This is a genomic window from Ornithinimicrobium panacihumi (assembly GCF_052073805.1).
Lineage (GTDB): Bacteria > Actinomycetota > Actinomycetes > Actinomycetales > Dermatophilaceae > Ornithinicoccus > Ornithinicoccus panacihumi.
Map to the genome: position 1 here is coordinate 21,330 of NZ_JBQGWG010000005.1, position 18,271 is coordinate 39,600.

The 18,271-nt window shown below is 71.4% G+C and carries 18 protein-coding genes and 1 tRNA gene; 8 read left to right on the plus strand and 11 right to left on the minus strand.

What is annotated here, in order from left to right; genetic code table 11:
- Positions 1-2 precede the first annotated feature (2 nt).
- The 4 genes from ACTMMA_RS06800 to ACTMMA_RS06815 all read right to left on the minus strand — a co-directional run bounded on the left by ACTMMA_RS06800 (position 3) and on the right by ACTMMA_RS06815 (position 5,019).
- A complete protein-coding gene (locus tag ACTMMA_RS06800; protein WP_441189356.1) occupies positions 3-2,126 on the minus strand; it encodes a hypothetical protein in 2,124 nt (707 codons plus the stop codon).
- A gap of 232 nt (positions 2,127-2,358) precedes the next feature.
- Complete coding sequence (locus ACTMMA_RS06805) at positions 2,359-3,498, minus strand: vWA domain-containing protein (protein ID WP_441189357.1); 1,140 nt, start codon at positions 3,496-3,498, stop codon at positions 2,359-2,361.
- Positions 3,495-4,385 (minus strand): AAA family ATPase, encoded by an 891-nt coding sequence (locus ACTMMA_RS06810; protein ID WP_441189358.1) that lies wholly within the window; start codon positions 4,383-4,385, stop codon positions 3,495-3,497. Before ACTMMA_RS06810 ends, ACTMMA_RS06805 begins: the two co-directional genes overlap by 4 nt.
- Positions 4,386-4,419: 34 nt before the next feature.
- Positions 4,420-5,019 carry a nucleotidyltransferase family protein gene (locus ACTMMA_RS06815; RefSeq protein ID WP_441189359.1) on the minus strand — a complete coding sequence of 200 codons (600 nt, stop codon included), beginning with the start codon at positions 5,017-5,019 and terminating at the stop codon, positions 4,420-4,422.
- A 29-nt stretch (positions 5,020-5,048) separates the two neighbouring features.
- On the opposite strand from ACTMMA_RS06815, the gene ACTMMA_RS06820 reads away from it, so the two are divergent.
- The 4 genes from ACTMMA_RS06820 to ACTMMA_RS06835 all read left to right on the plus strand — a co-directional run bounded on the left by ACTMMA_RS06820 (position 5,049) and on the right by ACTMMA_RS06835 (position 8,637).
- Positions 5,049-5,420, plus strand: a complete 372-nt coding sequence (locus ACTMMA_RS06820; RefSeq protein ID WP_441189360.1) for a hypothetical protein — start codon at positions 5,049-5,051, stop codon at positions 5,418-5,420.
- Positions 5,417-6,028, plus strand: a complete 612-nt coding sequence (locus ACTMMA_RS06825; RefSeq protein ID WP_441189361.1) for a pentapeptide repeat-containing protein — start codon at positions 5,417-5,419, stop codon at positions 6,026-6,028. Before ACTMMA_RS06820 ends, ACTMMA_RS06825 begins: the two co-directional genes overlap by 4 nt.
- A 109-nt stretch (positions 6,029-6,137) precedes the next feature.
- Complete coding sequence (locus ACTMMA_RS06830; protein ID WP_441189362.1) at positions 6,138-7,244, plus strand: SGNH/GDSL hydrolase family protein; 1,107 nt, start codon at positions 6,138-6,140, stop codon at positions 7,242-7,244.
- Between the two features lie 184 nt (positions 7,245-7,428).
- On the plus strand, positions 7,429-8,637 hold the full coding sequence (locus ACTMMA_RS06835; RefSeq protein ID WP_441189363.1) for an IS481 family transposase: 1,209 nt from the start codon (positions 7,429-7,431) through the stop codon (positions 8,635-8,637).
- Between the two features lie 13 nt (positions 8,638-8,650).
- Here the strand turns inward: ACTMMA_RS06835 and ACTMMA_RS06840 are convergent.
- Positions 8,651-8,734, minus strand: a tRNA-Leu gene (locus ACTMMA_RS06840).
- Between the two features lie 72 nt (positions 8,735-8,806).
- Positions 8,807-10,249: a DNA polymerase IV gene (locus ACTMMA_RS06845; protein WP_441189364.1), complete on the minus strand. Its 1,443-nt coding sequence runs from the start codon at positions 10,247-10,249 to the stop codon at positions 8,807-8,809.
- Positions 10,250-10,291: 42 nt separating this feature from the next.
- Here ACTMMA_RS06845 and ACTMMA_RS06850 point away from each other — a divergent pair, with 42 nt between their 5' ends.
- Together ACTMMA_RS06850 and ACTMMA_RS06855 are read left to right on the plus strand one after the other, a co-directional pair.
- Positions 10,292-10,822, plus strand: coding sequence for a YbhB/YbcL family Raf kinase inhibitor-like protein (locus tag ACTMMA_RS06850; RefSeq protein ID WP_441189365.1), 531 nt, complete (start codon positions 10,292-10,294; stop codon positions 10,820-10,822).
- Positions 10,823-10,833: 11 nt separating this feature from the next.
- The gene (locus tag ACTMMA_RS06855) at positions 10,834-11,379 is read left to right on the plus strand and encodes a YbaK/EbsC family protein (protein WP_441189366.1); all 546 of its coding nucleotides are present in this window, start codon (positions 10,834-10,836) and stop codon (positions 11,377-11,379) included.
- A gap of 76 nt (positions 11,380-11,455) precedes the next feature.
- Here ACTMMA_RS06855 and ACTMMA_RS06860 read toward each other — a convergent pair whose 3' ends face one another.
- From ACTMMA_RS06860 to ACTMMA_RS06870, 3 genes are read right to left on the minus strand one after another with little or no spacing between them, the layout of a single operon-like run.
- Positions 11,456-12,325, minus strand: coding sequence for a TrmH family RNA methyltransferase (locus ACTMMA_RS06860; RefSeq protein WP_441189367.1), 870 nt, complete (start codon positions 12,323-12,325; stop codon positions 11,456-11,458).
- The gene (locus tag ACTMMA_RS06865) at positions 12,325-13,089 is read right to left on the minus strand and encodes a sulfite exporter TauE/SafE family protein (RefSeq protein ID WP_441189368.1); all 765 of its coding nucleotides are present in this window, start codon (positions 13,087-13,089) and stop codon (positions 12,325-12,327) included. The genes ACTMMA_RS06860 and ACTMMA_RS06865 overlap by 1 nt, the downstream gene beginning before the upstream one ends.
- Positions 13,086-13,892: an ABC transporter ATP-binding protein gene (locus ACTMMA_RS06870; protein ID WP_441189369.1), complete on the minus strand. Its 807-nt coding sequence runs from the start codon at positions 13,890-13,892 to the stop codon at positions 13,086-13,088. Before ACTMMA_RS06870 ends, ACTMMA_RS06865 begins: the two co-directional genes overlap by 4 nt.
- 44 nt (positions 13,893-13,936) lie before the next feature.
- Here ACTMMA_RS06870 and ACTMMA_RS06875 point away from each other — a divergent pair, with 44 nt between their 5' ends.
- The gene (locus ACTMMA_RS06875; RefSeq protein ID WP_441189370.1) at positions 13,937-14,704 is read left to right on the plus strand and encodes an Rv1486c family protein; all 768 of its coding nucleotides are present in this window, start codon (positions 13,937-13,939) and stop codon (positions 14,702-14,704) included.
- Positions 14,705-14,844: 140 nt separating this feature from the next.
- Here ACTMMA_RS06875 and glgA read toward each other — a convergent pair whose 3' ends face one another.
- Positions 14,845-16,086, minus strand: coding sequence for a glycogen synthase (gene glgA / locus ACTMMA_RS06880; RefSeq protein ID WP_441189371.1), 1,242 nt, complete (start codon positions 16,084-16,086; stop codon positions 14,845-14,847).
- Between the two features lie 65 nt (positions 16,087-16,151).
- On the opposite strand from glgA, the gene glgC reads away from it, so the two are divergent.
- Positions 16,152-17,408 carry a glucose-1-phosphate adenylyltransferase gene (glgC, locus tag ACTMMA_RS06885; protein WP_441189372.1) on the plus strand — a complete coding sequence of 419 codons (1,257 nt, stop codon included), beginning with the start codon at positions 16,152-16,154 and terminating at the stop codon, positions 17,406-17,408.
- 82 nt (positions 17,409-17,490) lie between these two features.
- On the opposite strand, the gene fabI is transcribed toward glgC, so the two are convergent.
- Positions 17,491-18,246, minus strand: coding sequence for an enoyl-ACP reductase FabI (gene fabI, locus ACTMMA_RS06890; RefSeq protein WP_441189373.1), 756 nt, complete (start codon positions 18,244-18,246; stop codon positions 17,491-17,493).
- Positions 18,247-18,271 lie beyond the last annotated feature (25 nt).

The window sequence follows — 18,271 nt, forward strand, 5'->3', positions numbered from 1 at the left end:
GCTCAGGATGACATGTCGGGCGGAGGACCGTGCCTGGTCTCCCCGGACTTCGTGGTGTGGGTCAGGGTGATCCGGCGCCCATCGGGTCCTGGTCGAGGGCGGTAACGCTGGGCCGGGTCGGCGGCGAGTGCTGCGTAGGCGGCACGGTTGGCCCGGTCGCGGATCTCGTCGATGTCCTCAGGGTCGAGGTCACGGGTGTACTGCCGGTAGTCGTGCGTCCGGGTCCTGGCCACCTGCCCGAGCAGGGTGGTGAAGGTGAGGTCCCGCAGCGGGCCGATGATGGCTTCCCACAGGCCTTGGGTCTTGAGGTCGTGGGGCGTCTTGGCCAAGAGAGCGAGGTTGAGCTCGTTGGTCGCGCCGCCTCCCCACCCGTAGGGGGTGACGTGGTCGAGCTCTCCCGCGTGCGCCCCGACCCGCCGGCCGGGCGCCCGGCTGTAGACGTCGGCCGCGATGACCTGGCGCCGCATGTCGGTGTCGGGGCGATATCCGTCGATGGTGCGCTCGACGAGCCTGCCGTCCGCGGCATCGGTCATGAGGCGGAAGAGCTCGGTCCCCGGGACGAGGGCAAGCTCCCGTGCATGCCCGGGCGTGATGGACATCGGGTGCGGCCCCAGGATCTCGGCCACCTGACCGCGGCCAGGGCTGTCTGGCGGGGAGTGCAAGGTCGGTGGATGCAGGGACGGTGGATGCAGTGACTCTGGCTGTGCCTGCGTGTGTGCCTGTGTCTGGGTCTGTGTCGCTGGTGCTGACGGTGGGCCTGCCCCTCGCACCGCCGAGGCAGAGCTCTCCCCCGTGATGCTGGTGGCGCATTCACCGCAGACCGGGGCACCGACCATGAGCGCTGAATGGGGCACGATCACCTGCAGAGAGACCGGTGGTTGGGCGTTGATCACCCGTGCCAGCATCTCCATGTCGTCGGGAGCGATGGCGCGCTCGAACAGCGTCAGCTCCGCCCCCGGCTCGCCCAGCTCTCCTGGCTTGGCCTGGTCATCCAGGCTCGCCTGCTTCTGGCGCCCGGTGGCCTCCTGGGCCGGCTCCTGCCGGTGCTGCCCGTGCTGGTCCTGGCCGTGCTGATCCTGGCCCGACCTGCCAGCCGCTGCCTCAGCGCGCGGAGGATCGATGCTCTCGGGCAGGCGCAGCCGGCTGTAGATGCGGTTCGCGCTGTCGAGGTCCGACCTGAGCTGGTCGAGGGTGCGCTCGTCACCAGCCCGCCGAAGGGCGCGCGCAGCCTTGTCGAGGCGGGCCAGGCCGGCCAGGATGGTCGCGGCCGGACCGGTGTTGATCAGAGTTGCCGTGCCGTCGTCGTGCACTTTGACGGAGACACGCCGCCGGTCGTAGGCCCTGCGCCGACGCGCCCGCTCACCCTCGGGGTCGGTGCCCTCGGCGGCGGCGATCTCCTGCTCGCAGGCCGCGCGGAACCCGCTCTGGGGCCACGGCCTGTCCAGCAACTCCCCTTCCGGGTCGAGCCGCGACTCGTGCGCGAGGCCGACCTCGTCCCCGAACAGGGCCAGTGCGCACAGAAGGCGCTGGGGACCGGTGAGCCGGTGCGAGCTCGCCCAGAAGTGCCGAACCATCGCCCAGGAGGCGGCACCACGGCGCAGCGCGCCGAGGAAGACCTCGAGCAGGTCGGCTGCGCACGTGGCGACCGCCACCACCTGCCCGGCCTCGAGCGGACTGAACCCGAGGGCGACCTCGACCTCGGCCGCCGCTGCCTTCTTGACCTGGCCCGCGAGGTCACGCTTCTGGCCTGCCCCCAGCTCGACCCCGACGAGCCCCTTCCTCTCCACCAGCGCGTCCTGTGTCTCAGCGACCAGGGCGGCAACCGCCTCCAGCAGTTCGGCATCCTGGTAGGACCGGTTGGCACCGACGTCCCGGACGGCATCGAGGCTCGACACGGAGCCCTGTGCGTCAACGCGGCCGCCAGCCCCGACCACGGCCCCCTCATCAAGTCCAGCTGCACCGCCGGCGTCGGTGGCCCCATCCTCTCGCCACCTGTGCGACCAGAGCTCGTGGGCGAGCTCCATGGCCGAGCGCCAGGTCGCCGCCCTGACGAACAGGTCCAGCGCGGCCTCGTGAGGACTGGCCAGCAAGGGCCTACTGAGCATCTGCGCCGATGACAGTCCCATGACCCCTCCTCGTCCCTGCCTTCCGCTGCCCCGCACCCAGACTCCACCCGCACCGAACGCGTAGGTCAGATGTTCGAGGTGTGTTCGTCGATCTGCCTCCACTATAGAACATACGTCCGACACGCCTCCGCTTTTCCACAGCGTGTCGTGCCGACGGGAAATGGCCCCGCCCGCGCGCCGTCCTGGCCTCGTCCTTGCCCAGCCCGAGACAGCACCCAGGTCGTGCGGAGACCTAGATCACCGCGTCGCCCACGATCTCCAGCACCTGCTCGAAGGCCGCCAGGGAGTGCCCTGCCACGAACGCGTCGACGTGGGGATGGCACGCGACGATCCCGGCCTGCACCGGCAGATAGCCGACCTTGCCCCGGTGAGGATTGACCCAGACGACCCGGTGGGCCAGCGCACGCAGACGCCGCATCTGCTCGCCGAGCTGTTCGGGGGCCTCGCGTTCCCACCCGTCGCTGAAGACGACCACGACCGCTCCCCTCGCCATCCCCCGGCGCCCCCAGCGCTGCAGGAACACCCCGATCGACTGGCCCAGCCTGGTCCCGCCCGACCAGTCCGGCACGACCTCGCCGGCCGCCAGGAGCGCCCGGTCGGGGTCACGCTCGCGCAGGGCCACGGTGATGTGCGTCAACCGGGTCCCGATCGTGAAGGCCTCCGTGCTCCTCGGCGCCGCCTGGACCATGGTGTGCGCTAGCCGCAGTAGGGCGTCGGCATAGGCGCTCATCGACCCGCTCACGTCGACGAGAAGGACCACCCGCCTGGTGCGGACGTCCCTGTCCCGGAAGCGGATCCGCACCGGCTCCCCGAGGTTGAGCAGGTGCGCGCGCACCGTCGCGCGCCCGTCCACCTCTCCCCGATGACTTCGGGTATGCCGTCTCGCACGTCGGGTGGGGACCCGGGGGCGCAGCGTGGCGAACTGCCGCCGCAGCGCCGCCCTGTCCTCCGGCGACAGACCGGCCACGTCCCGGTGGCGCAGCACCTCGGCGCTGCTGGCCGCCGCACGCACGAGATCCGCCTCGCCACCATCCTGGCCGTCACCTCTGTCCGGCTCGTCCAGCGACGCCTGCGTCGTGGTGGGCCGTGGCGTGTCCTGGTGCGAGACGGCGTGCATGGGACGACCGCCGAACCAGCTGGCGAACACCCGGTCGTAGGGCTCGACGTCCGCGTGCGAGGCCGTGAGGGTGGCCCGCCCGGCCCAGTAGACGTGCGTCCGCTCCCCCAGCCCGACGGCCGCGCACGCGGTGAGGAAGGTGCGTTCCCGGTCCGCCGTGACCGGCAGACCCGCAGCGCGGCAGGCGCGGGCGAACCCCCCGAGGGTCTGCGTGATCCCCCAGCCCGCGACCGGAGTGGGGTCGCGTGAGGTCACCGGGTGAGCATCCGGTCGAGGGCGACGCGGACGCGCTCGGCGTCCTCGCGGTACTTGACCGCGGCGCCCAGCGTGGCGGCGGCCACCTCGGGGTCGAGGCGGCTAACCCCGAGCGCCTCCAGCGACCGGGCCCAGTCGAGGGTCTCCGCGACGCCGGGCGGCTTGACCAGGTCCTCCTCGGCACGGAGCCGCTGCACGACCCCGACGACGTCGGCGGCCAGCGCCTCCTCGACCTCGGGCAGACGGGCGCGGAGGATCGCCAGCTCACGCTCCAGCCCGGGGTGCTCGATCCAGTGGTAGAGGCAGCGCCGCTTCAGTGCGTCGTGCAGCTCGCGGGTGCGGTTGGAGGTCAGCACCGCGATCGGCGGCGTCTGGGCGCGGACGGTCCCCAGCTCGGGGATGGTCACCGCCCACGTCGACAGCACCTCGAGGAGGAAGGCCTCGAACTCGTCGTCGGCCCGGTCGACCTCGTCGACGAGCAGCACGCAGGGAGCCTCGCGCAGGGCCTGCAGGACCGGCCGGGCCTGCAGGAATCGCTCGTCGAAGAGCTCGGCCTCGAGCGCGTCAGGATCGGCACCCTCCCGCCCCAGGGCCTCGACCGCCCGCAGGTGCAGGATCTGCCGGGGAAAGTCCCAGTCGTAGAGCGCCTGGCTGGCCTCGATCCCCTCGTAGCACTGGAGCCGGATCAGCGGGATCTCGAGCAGCTCGCTCAGCGCCTCGGCCAAGGCCGTCTTCCCGGTGCCGGGCTCACCCTCCAGCAGCAGCGGCCGGTCGAGCGCGTGGGCGAGCCAGGCCACGGTCGCGAGCCCCTCGTCGGCGAGGTAGCCCGTCCCGGACAGGGCCTCGGTCAGGGACTGTGGGCTGGCGAAGACGGCGTCGGCCTGCATGGATCGAGTCTAGGGCGAGGCCGACCGACTCCCCTCAGGCCGTCGGCACGTCCACGTCCTGGCCGGTGGCGAGATCGCCGCACTCGACGAGCTCGGGCCGCGCCCGACGCAGGTAGGCCTTGGCCCCCGAGTCCCCCACCGCCCGCGCCAGCACACCGTCCCAGTGGTCCTGACCGATCAGGACGGGATGCCCCGGCACGCCGAGGTAGCCCGCGCGCACGAGCGCGCCCCCTCCAGGACCCCCGGCGGCGAGGACCCGCGCGACCACGTCGGCGCCCACGTCGGGAAGGTCGACGAGGTGCACGAGAGCCTGCCTCGGGACCGTCCGTCCACGGGTGACGAGAGAGGTCAGGCCCGCCCGCAGGGACTCCCCCATCCCCTCCTCCCACGTGCCGCAGCGTACGGACGTCACCTGAGGAGCCGCATACCCCGCAAGCAGTTCCTCGACCGCCTCGGCCTCCGCACCCGTCACCACGAGCACGTCCCCGCACCCGCCGTCGAGGAGCGCCTGCGCGGCACGCACCACCCACGGGACCCCGTCCTGCACCACCAGGCCCTTGGGTCCGCCGAAGCGTCGTCCGGCACCGGCGGCGAGCAGCAGTCCGGTGGTCCTGGGGTCGGGAGGGGCAGACATCCCCCCAGTCTGTCGGACATGATGGCCCCATGAGCATCCCGGTCGATCTCGCTGCCCTCGGTGAGGCGCTGAGCCGCCACGACACCGCATACCTCCTGCTGTCCGGCGAGGAGCGCCCCCACGTCTCCGAGATCTTCCCGCGGCTCATCGACGGCATCATCGTCGTGGCCGAGCCGACCGGGACCGCCCGCCGCGTCCTGCCCGAGCGCCCGGCGCTGACGGTGATGCTGCCGCCGAAGGAGAAGGCCGGCTACACCCTCATCATCGACGGCGACGGCCGCATCGACGACCAGGGCCAGCTGCGGATCCTGCCCCAGCACGCCGTCCTGCACCGGTCGGCGGCGCATGGGCCGCAGCACGAGTCCGACTGCGGTGGCGACTGCCGCCCCATCGGCGGGTGACCACGGGCGAGCCGCCCGTCGTCGGGGCGCGTCTGGTCGACGAGGACTGGTATGCGGCACACCTCACCGATCGCGTGTGGCAACGCTGCACCTTCGTCGAGGTGGATCTCACCGAGGCGACCCTGCAGGGTTGCCGCTTCGAGGAGTGCACCTTCGAGCGCTGCCGCTTCAACTCCACGGTCCACGAGCAGACCGCCTTCACGGCGTGCTCCTTCTCGCTGACGAGCTTCTTCGACGCGACCCTGCGCGGCTGCAAGCTGGACGGCAGCAGCTTCGTGCGCTGCACGCTCCGGCCGATGCGGGTCGAGGGTGGATCGTGGTGGGGCGTGACGCTCGTGGGCGCCGAGCTGGAGGGGCTGGTGCTGCGCGACGCGCGGCTGCGTGAGGCGGACCTGTCCGAGGCCGACCTGCGCCGGGCAGATCTTCGAGGCGCCGACCTGTCCGGGGCCACCTTGCGCTCCACCCGCCTCGACGGCGCGGACCTGAGGGGCGCCACCCTGCTCGGGGCAGACCTGGCATCGGTCCGCGTCCGGGGCACGACGGTCGACCTCGCCGGGGCGATGGCGCTCGCGGAGTCGCTGGGGGCCGTGGTCGAGGACGTCGGGTAGGGCCCTCGGTCAAGGACGGGTCAAGGGCGGGTCAAGACTCGTTCAAGATCCCGTCAAGAAGCGGCGTCCTCCCTTGTCGTCGGGCGACGACTGGCCCAAGGATCGGGTCATGACCCGACGACGTGTCTCCCCTGTCCCCCTGTCCATCACTCTCTCCACCGCCCTGGCCGGCACCGTGCTCGCCGGACTCTCGGGCGCAGCCGCTGCGGGCGCGCAGCCGGCCCCCGAGTCCCGTTCCGTCCCGGCCGGGTCCTCCTACGTCGCCCTGGGCGACTCCTTCTCGTCCGGCACCGGCACCCGCGCCAGCACGGACTCGACGTGCTACCGCTCTCCCTACGGCTATCCCCAGCTGCTCGCCGACGCCCACGGTCTGGAGCTGGACTACCAGGCCTGCTCGGGCGCGGTGTCTGCCGATGTCCACGCCAACCAGGTGCAGGCCCTGTCCGCCGGCACCGACTACGTGACGATGACGATCGGCGGCAACGACCTAGGCTTCGCCTCCACCATCACCCAGTGCGCCCTGCCCGGGTGGATGTCCAACTGCAACGGCAAGATCGACGAGGGCCTGAACACCCTGCGGACCCAGATGGCCGGCCGCTACGACACGCTGTTCGCCGACATCGCCAGCCGCGCGCCGTCGGCCGAGGTCGTCATCGGCAACTACCCGCGCCTGTTCAACGGCACCGACTGCAACGCCGGCACCTTCTTCAGCGCGGCGGAGATGTCCCGCCTCAACGCCGCCGTCGACGAGCTCTCGACGCTGATCGAGGGACGCACGGCCGCCGCCGGCTTCACCTTCGTCGACTCCCGACCCGCCTTCATGGGCCACGCCGTCTGCGACTCCCCCGAGTGGATCAACGGGCTGAGCTGGCCGATCAACGAGTCCTACCACCCCAACCGGGCCGGCAACGTGGGCTATGCCGACGTCTTCTGGCCCGGCACCTCGGGAGCCGGTGCCACCGCGGCGACCACGACCTCGAGCACCACGGCCATGCGCCCCGCCACGACCGCCCAGCAGCTGCGCGCCGAGGCCGACGTCGTGCTCGCGATGCACCTGGACTCCCCCGCCAACCTCGACGCCGCGCAGGAGGCCGGGGTATCCCCGGGAGCGGTCAAGCGGCACGTCGCCCAGCTGCGCTCCGGCAACCCGGACGTCGTCCGGCGGGGACTCGACGGACTCGCTGCTCTCGACCGCGCCCACGCGGCCCAGGACTGAGTCCCCCACCCGCGCCCAGACGGCGGAAGGCCCCCGAGCACCTGGCTCGGGGGCCTTCCGCGGTCCTGAGACAGGACCAACGTGTCCGGAGGGGTGTGTGATCTCACGACATAGGAAACACCTGTCTCACGTCATCGGAAACCCGTGCTGGAGTGCTGTCTCAGGACATCGGCAACCTGCATAGGTGACCAACCCGCGCCTGATCATCACTGCCGTCATCCTGGAGAACCGGACCCAGGCCGAGGTCGCCCGGGCCTACGGGGTCTCCCCGGGGTGGGTGTCCAAGCTGCTGACCCGCTACCGGGAAGAAGGCGAGGCAGCGTTCACACCCCGCAGCCGACGACCGCGCAACAACCCCCACGCCATCCCGCCCGACATCGTCCAGCTGGTCCTGGACACCCGCGAGCAGCTGACCGCACGCGGCCTGGACGCCGGCGCGGAAACCATCGCCTGGCACCTGAAGCAGGCTGGTGCCAGCCCCATGCCTTCCCGGGCCACGATCCACCGGATCCTGACCCGCCACGCCCAGGTCAGTCCCCAGCCACGCAAACGCCCCAAGTCGTCCTGGACCCGGTTCGAGGCCGACCAACCCAACGAGTGCTGGCAGTCCGACTTCACCCACTACCCCCTCACCGACGGCACCGACGCCGAGATCCTGACCTGGCTCGATGACCACTCCCGCTACGCCCTACACATCTCCGCCCACGCCCCGGTCACCGCCAAGATCGTCCTGACCACCTTCATCCAGACCTGTGACCAGCACGGACGCCCCGCCTCCACCCTGACCGACAACGGCATGGTCTACACCGTCCGCCTCGCCGGCCGCGGCCGCACCGGCGGCCGGACCGCCCTGGAACGCCACCTGGCCATCACCGGCATCACCCAGAAGAACTCCCGACCCAACCACCCCACCACCTGCGGCAAGGTCGAACGCTTCCAGCAGACGATGAAGAAATGGCTGCGCGCCCAACCCGACCAGCCCGCCACCCTCGCCGACCTCAACGCCCTCCTGGCCCGCTTCGCCACCGAGTACAACCAGCACCGCCCCCACCGGGCCCTGTCAGGACGCACCCCCGCCGCCGCCTACACGACCCGCCCCAAAGCCAGCCCCGCCGCCACGACCACACCCCACGAACGAGTCCGCCACGACAAGATCGACACCGCAGGCAAAGTCACCCTGCGCATCGCCGGCCAACTCCACAAGATCGCCGTCGGCCGAACCCACGCCCGAACCCCCGTCATCATGCTCGTCCAGAACCACCACGTCCGCATCGCCCACGCCACCACCGGCGAACTCCTACGCGAGCTCACCATCGACCCCACCAGGCGATACCAACCACTGAACCCACAGAAAAACCCCGAGCCGGGGGCTCGGGGCTTTCCTATGTCCTGAGACAGGACAAACGTGTCCGGAGGGGGACTTGAACCCCCACGCCCGTTAAGGGCACTAGCACCTCAAGCTAGCGCGTCTGCCATTCCGCCACCCGGACAGGGGTGTGTCACCGCGCTCGTGGGGAGCGGGCAACGACGGACAAGATTAGCACGCCGGAGGCGGTGCTCCGTCATCGAGACTCGCCGTCGGTCCGCCAGTCCGGAGGTGGCCCCGCAGAAAGGTCCGGGTCGTCGGCGGCGAAGGTCCGGATCGGGCCGGGCGCGGTGAGCGGCCCCTCGAACCGGACGGTCACGCGACCCAGCCCGCTCCCACAGACCCAGCCGGCGCCGTGCTCGGCGTGGACCACGTCCTGGCCGGTGCGCCAGCCGGCGCGGGACCGGCTGATCAGGCCGACAGATGTGCTGCTGGTCCCGTCCTCGACGTCAGACGCCTCCAACGCCGCGGCCTTCTCCGGCAGAGCCCCCGCGGCGTCGGGCAGGTCGACGAGGTCCAGCTGGTAGACCGTGCCGGCCTGCAGGTCCAGCTCCTCCTGGGCATGCGCGGTCAGACCGGAGACCCCGAGCCCGAGCAGCCGCAGGCCTCCGCTGACGTCCAGGCCCGAGAGCAGGCGACGCCCCTCCCGCAGCACCACGGTCGCGTCCCCGGTCGCGAAGGGCAGGGACGCCGAACGGGTCTGGGTGGAGAAGTCGTGCTGCCGCGCCTTGACCGTGATGGTGCGGGCGAAGAGCCCGGCCGACTCCAGCCGCCCGGCGAGCTGATCGGCCATGGTCGCGAGCTCCCGCTCGAGCACGGCGCGGTCGGGGATGTCGGTCTCGAAGGTCTCCTCCACCGAGATGCTCTTGGCCTCACGCTCGACGACCACCGGACGTTCGTCCTCGGCCCGCGCCAGCCGGAACAGGCCAGCACCGTGCGCCGTCCCGAAGATCGCCACCAGGTCCGACTCCGAGACGCGCGCCAGGTCCCCGACGGTCTCCACCCCGAAGGTCCGCAGCCGGGCCGCGGTCGCCGGCCCCACGCCCGCCACTGCCCGCACCGGCATGGGGTGCAGGACCTCCACCTCGGTCCCGGGGCGCAGGATGGTCACCCCGTCCGGCTTGTCCATCTCGCTGGCCAGCTTGGCCATCATCTTCGAGGTCGCCACCCCCATCGAGGCCGTCAGGCCGCCGGTGGCCCGGCGAATCTCCGCCCCGATCTCCTCGCAGAACCGCTCCAGCTGACCCTCCTCCCACCCGGGCGGGTCGGTGGCGGCCGACAGGTCCACATACGCCTCGTCGACCGAGACCTGCTCCACCAGAGGTGAGCGGCGCCGCAGGATGTCCATGACGATGACCGAGCTCGCGCGGTAGGCCTCGAACCGCGTCGACAGGAAGGCGGTGTCGGCCGGGCAGCGACGCCGCGCCTCGACCGTCGGCATCGCCGAGCGGGCGCCGTAGCGGCGGGCCTCGTAGGAGGCGGTGGAGACGACGCCGCGGTGCCCGGTGCCGCCCACGACGACCGGCCGGCCCCGGAGCGAGGGCTTGTCGCGCTGCTCGACCGCCGCGAAGAAGGCGTCGAGGTCCAGGTGCAGGATACAGCGGGGCGAGGCATCAACCGTCGTCCCGCTCGCCGCCATGCTCACACTGTGCCATGCGGCCGATCTGGTTAAGGTCGGAGCATGAACCTCGAGCGCACCTATCCCCCGCACCCCCTCGAGCACCTGCCGGCCGCCCCGGCCGAGCTGGTCGTGACCAGCGCCGATTTCAGCGACGGCGGCTCGCTGCCGCAGGACGCCGGCTACGCCCAGGGCAACCGCTCGCCGCAGCTGAGCTGGACGGGCGCCCCGGAGGGCACCAAGTCCTTCCTGCTGGTCTGCCACGACTCGGACGCGCCGGTCATCGGCGGCTTCACGCACTGGGCCGTCCACGGCATCCCCGCCGACGTCACCTCCCTGGACGCGGGAGCCGGGGGCGAGGGCGAGGAGGTCGCGCCGGGAGCGACCACCCTGACCAACGACTACGGCACCGCGGACTTCGGTGGCGCCGCCCCGCCCGAGGGCGACCCGGAGCACCGCTACGTCTTCACCGTGTGGGCGCTCGACACCGAGGACACCGGCCTGGACGCCGACACCTCCGTGGCCAAGGCCCAGTTCGCGACGCTCGGCAACGTCCTGGCGCGCGGGTCGATCACCGGGACCTACGCCCAGTGATCCTGCAGTGGGTGCCAGCGCTGAGCCGGCCTGAGTTGCTGGCTGCCCCGGTGCGCTCCGCGCTGGAGGGTATGCAGCAGCTCGCCGCCGCGGGCGGGTCACCGCTGGACGTCGGACAGGTCGGGGTCGCCGAGATCGATCCCGAGCTGGCCGACACGGCCGTCCTGACCGAGGCGATCGGCGGCGACCTGCAGGACATGGCCAACTGCATCGTCGTTGCCGGTGCCCGGGCAGGTGAGGAGCGTGTCTGCGCCGCTCTGGTCCTGGGCCACACCCGCGCCGACGTCAACAAGGCGATCCGCAAGCGCCTGGACGTGCGCAAGTGCTCCTTTATGGCCATGGACGAGGCGGTGGAGCGGACCGGCATGGAGTACGGCGGCATCACCCCGGTCGGGCTGCCCACCCACTGGCCGGTGCTGGTGGACTCCCGCGTCCTCGAGCGGGACCAGATCATCATCGGGTCGGGGCTGCGGCGCTCCAAGCTGCGGCTGCCCGGTGCCCTGGCGGCCCACCTGCCCGGCGCGGAGGTCGTGCCGGACCTCGCCTATTCCCTGTAGCCCCCTCCCCCCTGTAGCAGCGCCTTCTTCCACTTCCAGCCGGATGTATCCGTGGGGGAAGAACAAGAAGGCGCTGCTACACGGTGTCGTTAAGAGTGTCGGCACGAGGGCGCACGGCCCAGAAGGCGACCGCGGAGGCCGCAGCGACGTTGAGCGAGTCGACTCCGCCGGCCATCGGGATGGTCACGACGAGGTCGGCCGCCTCGACGGTGCGGTGGGACAGGCCGTCGCCCTCGGTCCCCAGGACCAGCGCGAGCCGCTCCGGCTGGTCACGCTCGAGGTCGGCCAGGCTCACCGCATCCTCCGCCAGGGCCAGCGCCGCGACGGTGAAGCCCATCTCCTGCAGGACCTCGATGCCGCCAGGCCAGGGCTCGACCCGGGTCCACGGCACCTGGAAGACCGTACCCATCGACACCCGAACGCTGCGGCGGTAGAGCGGGTCGGCGCAGCGTGGGGTCACGAGGACGGCGTCGACGCCCAGGGCTGCGGCCGACCGGAAGGCCGCACCGACGTTGGTGTGGTCGACGATGTCCTCCAGCACCGCCACCCGCCGGGCACCGTCCAGGACCTGGTCCAGCGGCGGCAGCTCCGGGCGGTGCATCGCCGCGAGCACCCCGCGGTGCAGGTGGAACCCCGTCATCTCCTGCGCCACCGGCGGGGCCGCGACGTAGACCGGAGCGCCCTGGGCCCGGGCCGCCTCGATGAGGTCGGGCCACTCGTCCACCCAGCGCGGCGTCATGAGCAGCGACCTGAGCCGGTGCCCCACGGACAGCGCCCGCCGGATGACCTTCTCCGACTCGGCCATGTAGAGGCCGCGCTCGGGCTCGATGACGCGCCGCAGGGCGACGTCGGTCAGCGAGAAGTAGTCGCGCAACCGTTCGTCGGAAGCGTCCTGCACCCAGGTGCACCCTGCGGGCAGGTCCGGGGTGTCCGCATACCCCGTCATCAGGTGACCAGGAGGTAGACGATGGCGACGACGCCGATGACGACGATCACCGAGCGCAGCAGCCAGGGCGGCATGGCCCGCCCGACCTTGGCGCCGATCACGCCGCCGAGCAGCGACCCGATCGAGATGAGGAGCACGATCGTCCAGTTGACCTGGGCCGGGTCGACGATGAGGAAGACCATCGCGGCGACGAAGTTGACGATCATCCCCAGGACGTTCTTGATGCCGTTGATCTGCTGGATGCCCAGCGGCAGCAGGATGCTCATCAGCCCGAGCAGCAGCACACCCTGGGCGGCCCCGAAGTAGCCGCCGTACATGCCCGCCACCAGGATGCCGAGCAGCAGCATCCCCCAGCGCAGCGGCGTGATGTGGTCTGCGTGGTGCCTCGTCGCCCACTTCGACAGCCGGGGGCCGAAGATGACGAGCAGCAGGGCCAGGGCGATCAGGATCGGCACGATGGCCTCGAAGGCCTCCGGCGGCAGCCACAGCAGCAGGAGCGCACCGATCACCGAGCCGAGGAAGCTGGCCGGCGCGAGCTTCTTGAGCATCGGGCCGAGGGCCTTCAGCTCGTGCCGGTAGCCCCACGCCCCGGTGATGCCACCCGGCACGAGGCCGAGGCTGTTGGAGATGTTGGCCGAGACCGGCGGATAGCCGAAGAAGAGCAGGGTCGGGAAGGTCACGAGCGTCCCCGAGCCGACGATGGTGTTGATCGTGCCCGCCGCCAGCCCCGCGAGGATGATGGCGACGACCTCGAGCAGGCTCACGCGTCGCTGCCGTCGGCGGGCTGTGCGGCGCGGGCGGCCCAGCGGGGGCCGTGGCGCTCCACGACCAGCGGGATGTCGAAGGTGCGGCTGAGGTTCTCGGCGGTGAGGGTCACCTCGATCGGCCCGGCGGCCACGACCTCGCCGTCGCGGAGCATGAGGATGTCGGTGAAGCCCGGCGGGATCTCCTCGACGTGGTGGGTGACCAGCACCATCGCGGGGGCGTCGAGGTCCTCGGCGAGCAGGCTCAGCCGGCCGACCAGGTCCTCCCTGCCCCGCAGGTCCAGCCCCGCGGCCGGCTCGTCCAGCAGCATCAGCTCAGGGTCGGTCATCAGCGCCCGGGCGATCTGGACGCGCTTGCGCTCCCCCTCCGAGAGCGTCCCGAAACGACGGCCGGCCAGGTGCGAGACGCCCAGGGCCTCGAGGAGCTCGGTGGCACGCTGCTCGTCGAACTCGTCGTACTCCTCGCGCCAGCGTCCCAGCACGCCGTAGGCCGCCGTGACCACCACGTCGCTGACCCGCTCCTCGTCGGGGATGCGGTCCGCGACGGCGGCGCTGGAGACGCCGATCCGGGGCCGCAGCTCGAAGACGTCGACGGTGCCCAGGACCTCGCCGAGCACACCCGCCACACCCGTGGTGGGGTGCATGCGCGCGGCGGCCAGCTGGAGCAGGGTCGTCTTGCCCGCGCCGTTGGGCCCGATGACCACCCAGCGCTCGCCCTCCTCGACCGACCAGGTGACGTCGCGCAGCAGGTCGGAGGTGCCGCGGCGCACGCCGACACCGGCAAATTCGAGGACGTCACTCATGGTGGATCACTCTAGCGAGCCGAGCGGTGCCTACCATCGTCGACATGTCCGACCACGAGCTCCCGGCCAGCGTCCGCGTCGCCCTGTGGGGCACCCTCGCGCTCGGCGGCCGGGTGGCCGACGCCGAGCTGGCCTCGCGGGCGCTGCCCGACCTCGACGAGTGCCGCGGTCTGGTCGAGGGGATCGCGCTGTGGCGGGGCCTCGGCGAGCGGGCGGTGCTCGTCGCCCTGCCCCGCCCGGGAGACCTCACAGGTATGCCGCGCGGCGGCTCCTCCTTCATCGACGCCGCGGTGCAGGCCCAGGAGTGCGTCTACGCCCCCAGCCTCGGCGGTGCACTGGTCCCGACCCTGGAGCCCTTCGGCCCCGCCGGGGACCAGGGGTGGATGTCCACCTGGACCGCCCACCCGGCCGACCCGGTCCCGACGCACCGCGTGGAGGCGCTCGACCTGGGCCAGACCGAGCGGCTCCTGCGCTCGGAGCTCATCGAGCTCACCGAGGCCCTGACCACGGCCGGGCCGACGCCCTTCGGTGCTGCGGCCGACGGCCGGGCCGCGCGGGCCCGGATGGCCACCCAGACGTCCCGCACGTGGGGGCTGCCGGAGGGGATGCCGCCACGGGCGGTCCGCGTCATCGAGCTGGCCGGCACGGTCCTCGCCCTGGCAGACGCCGGCCTCGACACGGTCGACGCCTCCCTGGACGCCACGACGGTCCAGCGTCGGGGCACGCTGCTCAGGCGCGTCCAGTCCCAGGCCGCCGCGGCGCTCTCGGACGCCACCAACGTCGCCGCCCTGCACCTGGCCTTCCGGATCTGACCCCCGCGCCAGACCTTCCGGGCCTGACCTCCCCACAATCCATCGGCCGGAAAGTGAACCGTCGTCCGGTTGTTTCCGGACGAAGGATCACTTTCCGGCTGACGGAACAGCGTGGTTCACCGGGTCAGTGGATCACCAGGTCAGTGGGACAGGTCGGGGGCTCGGCCCTCCAGGACCGCTCGGTAGACCTCCAGCGTCCGCTCGGCGATCGTGGTCCAGCTGAACGAGTCGACGGCCCGAAGACGCCCCTCGTCACCGCGCCGGGCGGCCTCCTCCGGGTCGGACAGCGCCGCGACCAGGGCCGCGCCGAGATCGGCGACGAACTTCTCCTCGTCGACCGGCGTGCCGGTGCCGTCGCCGACCTGCTCGATCGGGACGAGCCACCCGGTCTCCCCGTCCACCACGACCTCCGGGATGCCGCCGGTCGCCGTCGCGACCACCGGCGCGCCGCACGCCATCGCCTCGAGGTTGACGATCCCCAGCGGCTCGTAGACCGACGGGCACAGGAAGACGGTGGCGTGCGACAGGATCGCGATGACCTTCGTGCGCGGCAGCATCTCCCCGATCCAGACGACCGGCGCCGCACCCTCGCCGCGGTCGGAGCGCAGCTGGTCGACGAGGCCGATGACCTCCTGCTCGATCTCCTTGGTGTCGGGGGCACCGGCGAGCAGCACGATCTGCACGTCGTCGTCGACCGAGCGCAGCGCCTTGAGCAGGTAGGGCAGCCCCTTCTGCCGGGTGATGCGGCCCAGGAAGACCGCGGTGCGGGCGTCCGGGTCCAGGCCCTGGGAGCAGACGAACTCGGCCGCCTCCGGCGAGGTGTCGCGCTGCCACAGCCCGGAGTCGATGCCGTTGTGCACGACGTGCACCTTGTCGGGATCCACCGACGGGTAGGAGCGCAGGATGTCCTCGCGCATGCCCGCGGACACGGCGATGATCCCCGCCGCCCCCTCGTAGGCCACCTTCTCGGCCATCGAGGAGATGCCGTAGCCACCCCCCAGCTGCTCGGCCTTCCAGGGCCGCAGCGGCTCCAGCGAGTGGGCGCTGATCACGTGCGGGATCCCGGCCAGCAGGCCACCCAGGTGGCCGCCCATGTTGGCGTACCAGGTGTGCGAGTGCACCAGGTCCGCCCCGCCCTCGGCGACATCCCTGGCCATGAGCAGGTCGACCCCGAGGGTCTTCAGGGCGCCGTTGGCGTCCTCGAGGCCCGCGGGCACCGCATACCCCTGGGTCTGCTCCTCGGCGACCGGCTCGTCGAAGGCCCGGATCTGCACCTCGACACCATCCACCTCCCTCAGGGCCCGGGTCAGCTCGGCGACGTGCACCCCCGCGCCTCCGTAGATGTTGGGCGGGTACTCACGGGTCAGGATGTCGATGCGCACAAGCCCAACCTAGTGCGGTGCCATCCCCCTCGCCATCGACCCCGGCGGGGCAATAGGTTGGTGTCATGGCCGCCTCGCGTAGCTCCCGTCTCAAGGTCCTGGCGATCGTCCTGGCTGGTGGTGAGGGCAAGCGCCTCATGCCGCTGACGGCCGACCGGGCCAAGCCCGCTGTGCCCTTCGGGGGCATCTACCGCCTGATCGACTTCGCCCTGTCCAACGTGGTCAACTCCGGCTTCCTCAAGGTCGTCGTGCTGACCCAGTACAAGTCGCACTCCCTAGACGCCCACATCACCAAGACGTGGCGCATGTCGACCCTGCTGGGCAACTACGTCGCCTCGGTCCCGGCCCAGCAGCGCCTCGGCAAGAGCTGGTTCGCCGGCTCGGCCGACGCCATCTACCAGAGCCTCAACCTCATCCACGACGAGCGGCCAGACATCGTCGTGGTGGTCGGCGCCGACCACGTCTACCGCATGGACTTCTCCCAGATGGTCCAGCAGCACATCGAGACCGGGGCCGCCTGCACCGTCGCGGCGATCCGCCAGCCGATCAGCCTGGCCAACCAGTTCGGCGTCATCGACGTCGACCCCGAGGAGCCCCGCCGCATCCGCGAGTTCCTGGAGAAGCCGGAGCACCCGCAGGGCCTGCCCGACTCCCCCGATGAGGTCCTGGCCTCGATGGGCAACTACGTCTTCTCCGCCGACGCGCTCGAGGCCGCCGTCACCGCGGACGCCAACGCCGAGGACACCAGCCACGACATGGGCGGCGACATCGTGCCGGCCTTCGTGCGCGACAACGACGCCTGGGTCTACGACTTCAAGAACAACGAGGTCCCCGGCGCGACCGACCGCGACCGCGGCTACTGGCGCGACGTCGGGACGATCGACTCCTACTACGACGCCCACATGGACCTGATCTCGGTCCACCCGGTCTTCAACCTCTACAACGAGGCCTGGCCGATCTACACCAACTACGGCCCGCACCCGCCGGCCAAGTTCGTCCACGGCTCCGGCGACCGCATCGGGCACGCCGTCAACTCGGCCGTCTCCCCCGGCTGCGTCATCTCCGGCTCGACCGTCTCCGACTCGGTGCTCTCCCCGCGCGTGACGGTGCACAGCTTCAGCCACGTCACCAAGTCGGTGCTGATGGACCGGGTCCAGGTGGGCCGCTCCTGCCAGATCCACCGCGCCATCATCGACAAGGGCGTGTTCATCCCGGCCGGCGTGCACATCGGCGTCGACCACGAGCACGACCGCGCCCGCGGCTTCACGGTCACCGACTCCGGCATCGTCGTGGTCGGGAAGGGCTCAGTCATCTCGCACTGACCGCGGTCCGCAACAGACCAGACACAGGTATGGGGTGACGCACCCGGGCGGGTGCGTCACCCCATACCTGTGCAGGGGGTTCTCAGAAGCCCATCGCGTGGTAGCCGCCGTCGACGTGCACGATCTCGCCGGTGGTGGCGGGGAACCAGTCGGACAGCAGCGCGACGCAGGCCTGCGCGGCGGGCACCGGGTCCTTGACGTCCCAGCCGAGCGGGCTGTGCTCGCCCCACCTGGCGAACTGCTCGAAGTCGGGGATCGACTTGGCCGCGGTGGTGGCGATCGGGCCGGCGGAGACGAGATTGGAGCGGATGCCCTTGGGGCCGAGGTCGCGGGCCAGGTAGCGGCTCGTGGCCTCGAAGGCCGCCTTGGAGACACCCATCCAGTCGTAGACGGGCCAGGCGTACTGCGCGTCGAAGGTCAGGCCCACGACCGAGCCGCCCTCGCGCATGCGCGGCAGGCAGGCGACGGCCAGGGACTTCAGGGAGTAGGCGCTGATCTGCATCGCGGTGGCCACGTCGGACCACTGCGCCTCCAGGAAGTTGAAGGCCCCCTGCGGCGCGAAGCCGATCGAGTGCAGGACCCCGTCGAGGTGGTCGACGTGCTCGCCGAGCCGGTCGGCGAGGCTGTCGAGGTCCTCGTCCTTGGAGACGTCCAGCTCGATGACCGGCGCCTCCTGGGGCAGGCGGCGCGAGATGGCCTGGGTGATCTTGAAGGTGCGCCCGAACGAGGTCAGGACCACCTCCGCGCCCTGCTCCTGGGCCAGCCGGGCCACGTGGAAGGCGATGGAGGAGTCCATCAGGACACCGGTGATGAGGAGCTTCTTGCCGTCGAGGAGCATGGCCGGAACTCTAGTGCCTCGGGCG

Bases quoted from the DNA above. Each gene is read 5' to 3' on its own strand.
- ACTMMA_RS06800 (WP_441189356.1), bottom strand. From the start codon at position 2,126: ATGGGACTGTCATCGGCGCAGATGCTCAGTAGGCCCTTGCTGGCCAGT.
- ACTMMA_RS06810 (WP_441189358.1), bottom strand. From the start codon at position 4,385: ATGCAGGCCGACGCCGTCTTCGCCAGCCCACAGTCCCTGACCGAGGCC.
- ACTMMA_RS06815 (WP_441189359.1), bottom strand. From the start codon at position 5,019: ATGTCTGCCCCTCCCGACCCCAGGACCACCGGACTGCTGCTCGCCGCC.
- ACTMMA_RS06820 (WP_441189360.1), top strand. From the start codon at position 5,049: ATGAGCATCCCGGTCGATCTCGCTGCCCTCGGTGAGGCGCTGAGCCGC.
- ACTMMA_RS06830 (WP_441189362.1), top strand. From the start codon at position 6,138: ATGACCCGACGACGTGTCTCCCCTGTCCCCCTGTCCATCACTCTCTCC.
- ACTMMA_RS06845 (WP_441189364.1), bottom strand. From the start codon at position 10,249: ATGGCGGCGAGCGGGACGACGGTTGATGCCTCGCCCCGCTGTATCCTG.
- ACTMMA_RS06850 (WP_441189365.1), top strand. From the start codon at position 10,292: ATGAACCTCGAGCGCACCTATCCCCCGCACCCCCTCGAGCACCTGCCG.
- ACTMMA_RS06860 (WP_441189367.1), bottom strand. From the start codon at position 12,325: ATGACGGGGTATGCGGACACCCCGGACCTGCCCGCAGGGTGCACCTGG.
- ACTMMA_RS06870 (WP_441189369.1), bottom strand. From the start codon at position 13,892: ATGAGTGACGTCCTCGAATTTGCCGGTGTCGGCGTGCGCCGCGGCACC.
- ACTMMA_RS06875 (WP_441189370.1), top strand. From the start codon at position 13,937: ATGTCCGACCACGAGCTCCCGGCCAGCGTCCGCGTCGCCCTGTGGGGC.
- glgC (WP_441189372.1), top strand. From the start codon at position 16,152: ATGGCCGCCTCGCGTAGCTCCCGTCTCAAGGTCCTGGCGATCGTCCTG.
- fabI (WP_441189373.1), bottom strand. From the start codon at position 18,246: ATGCTCCTCGACGGCAAGAAGCTCCTCATCACCGGTGTCCTGATGGAC.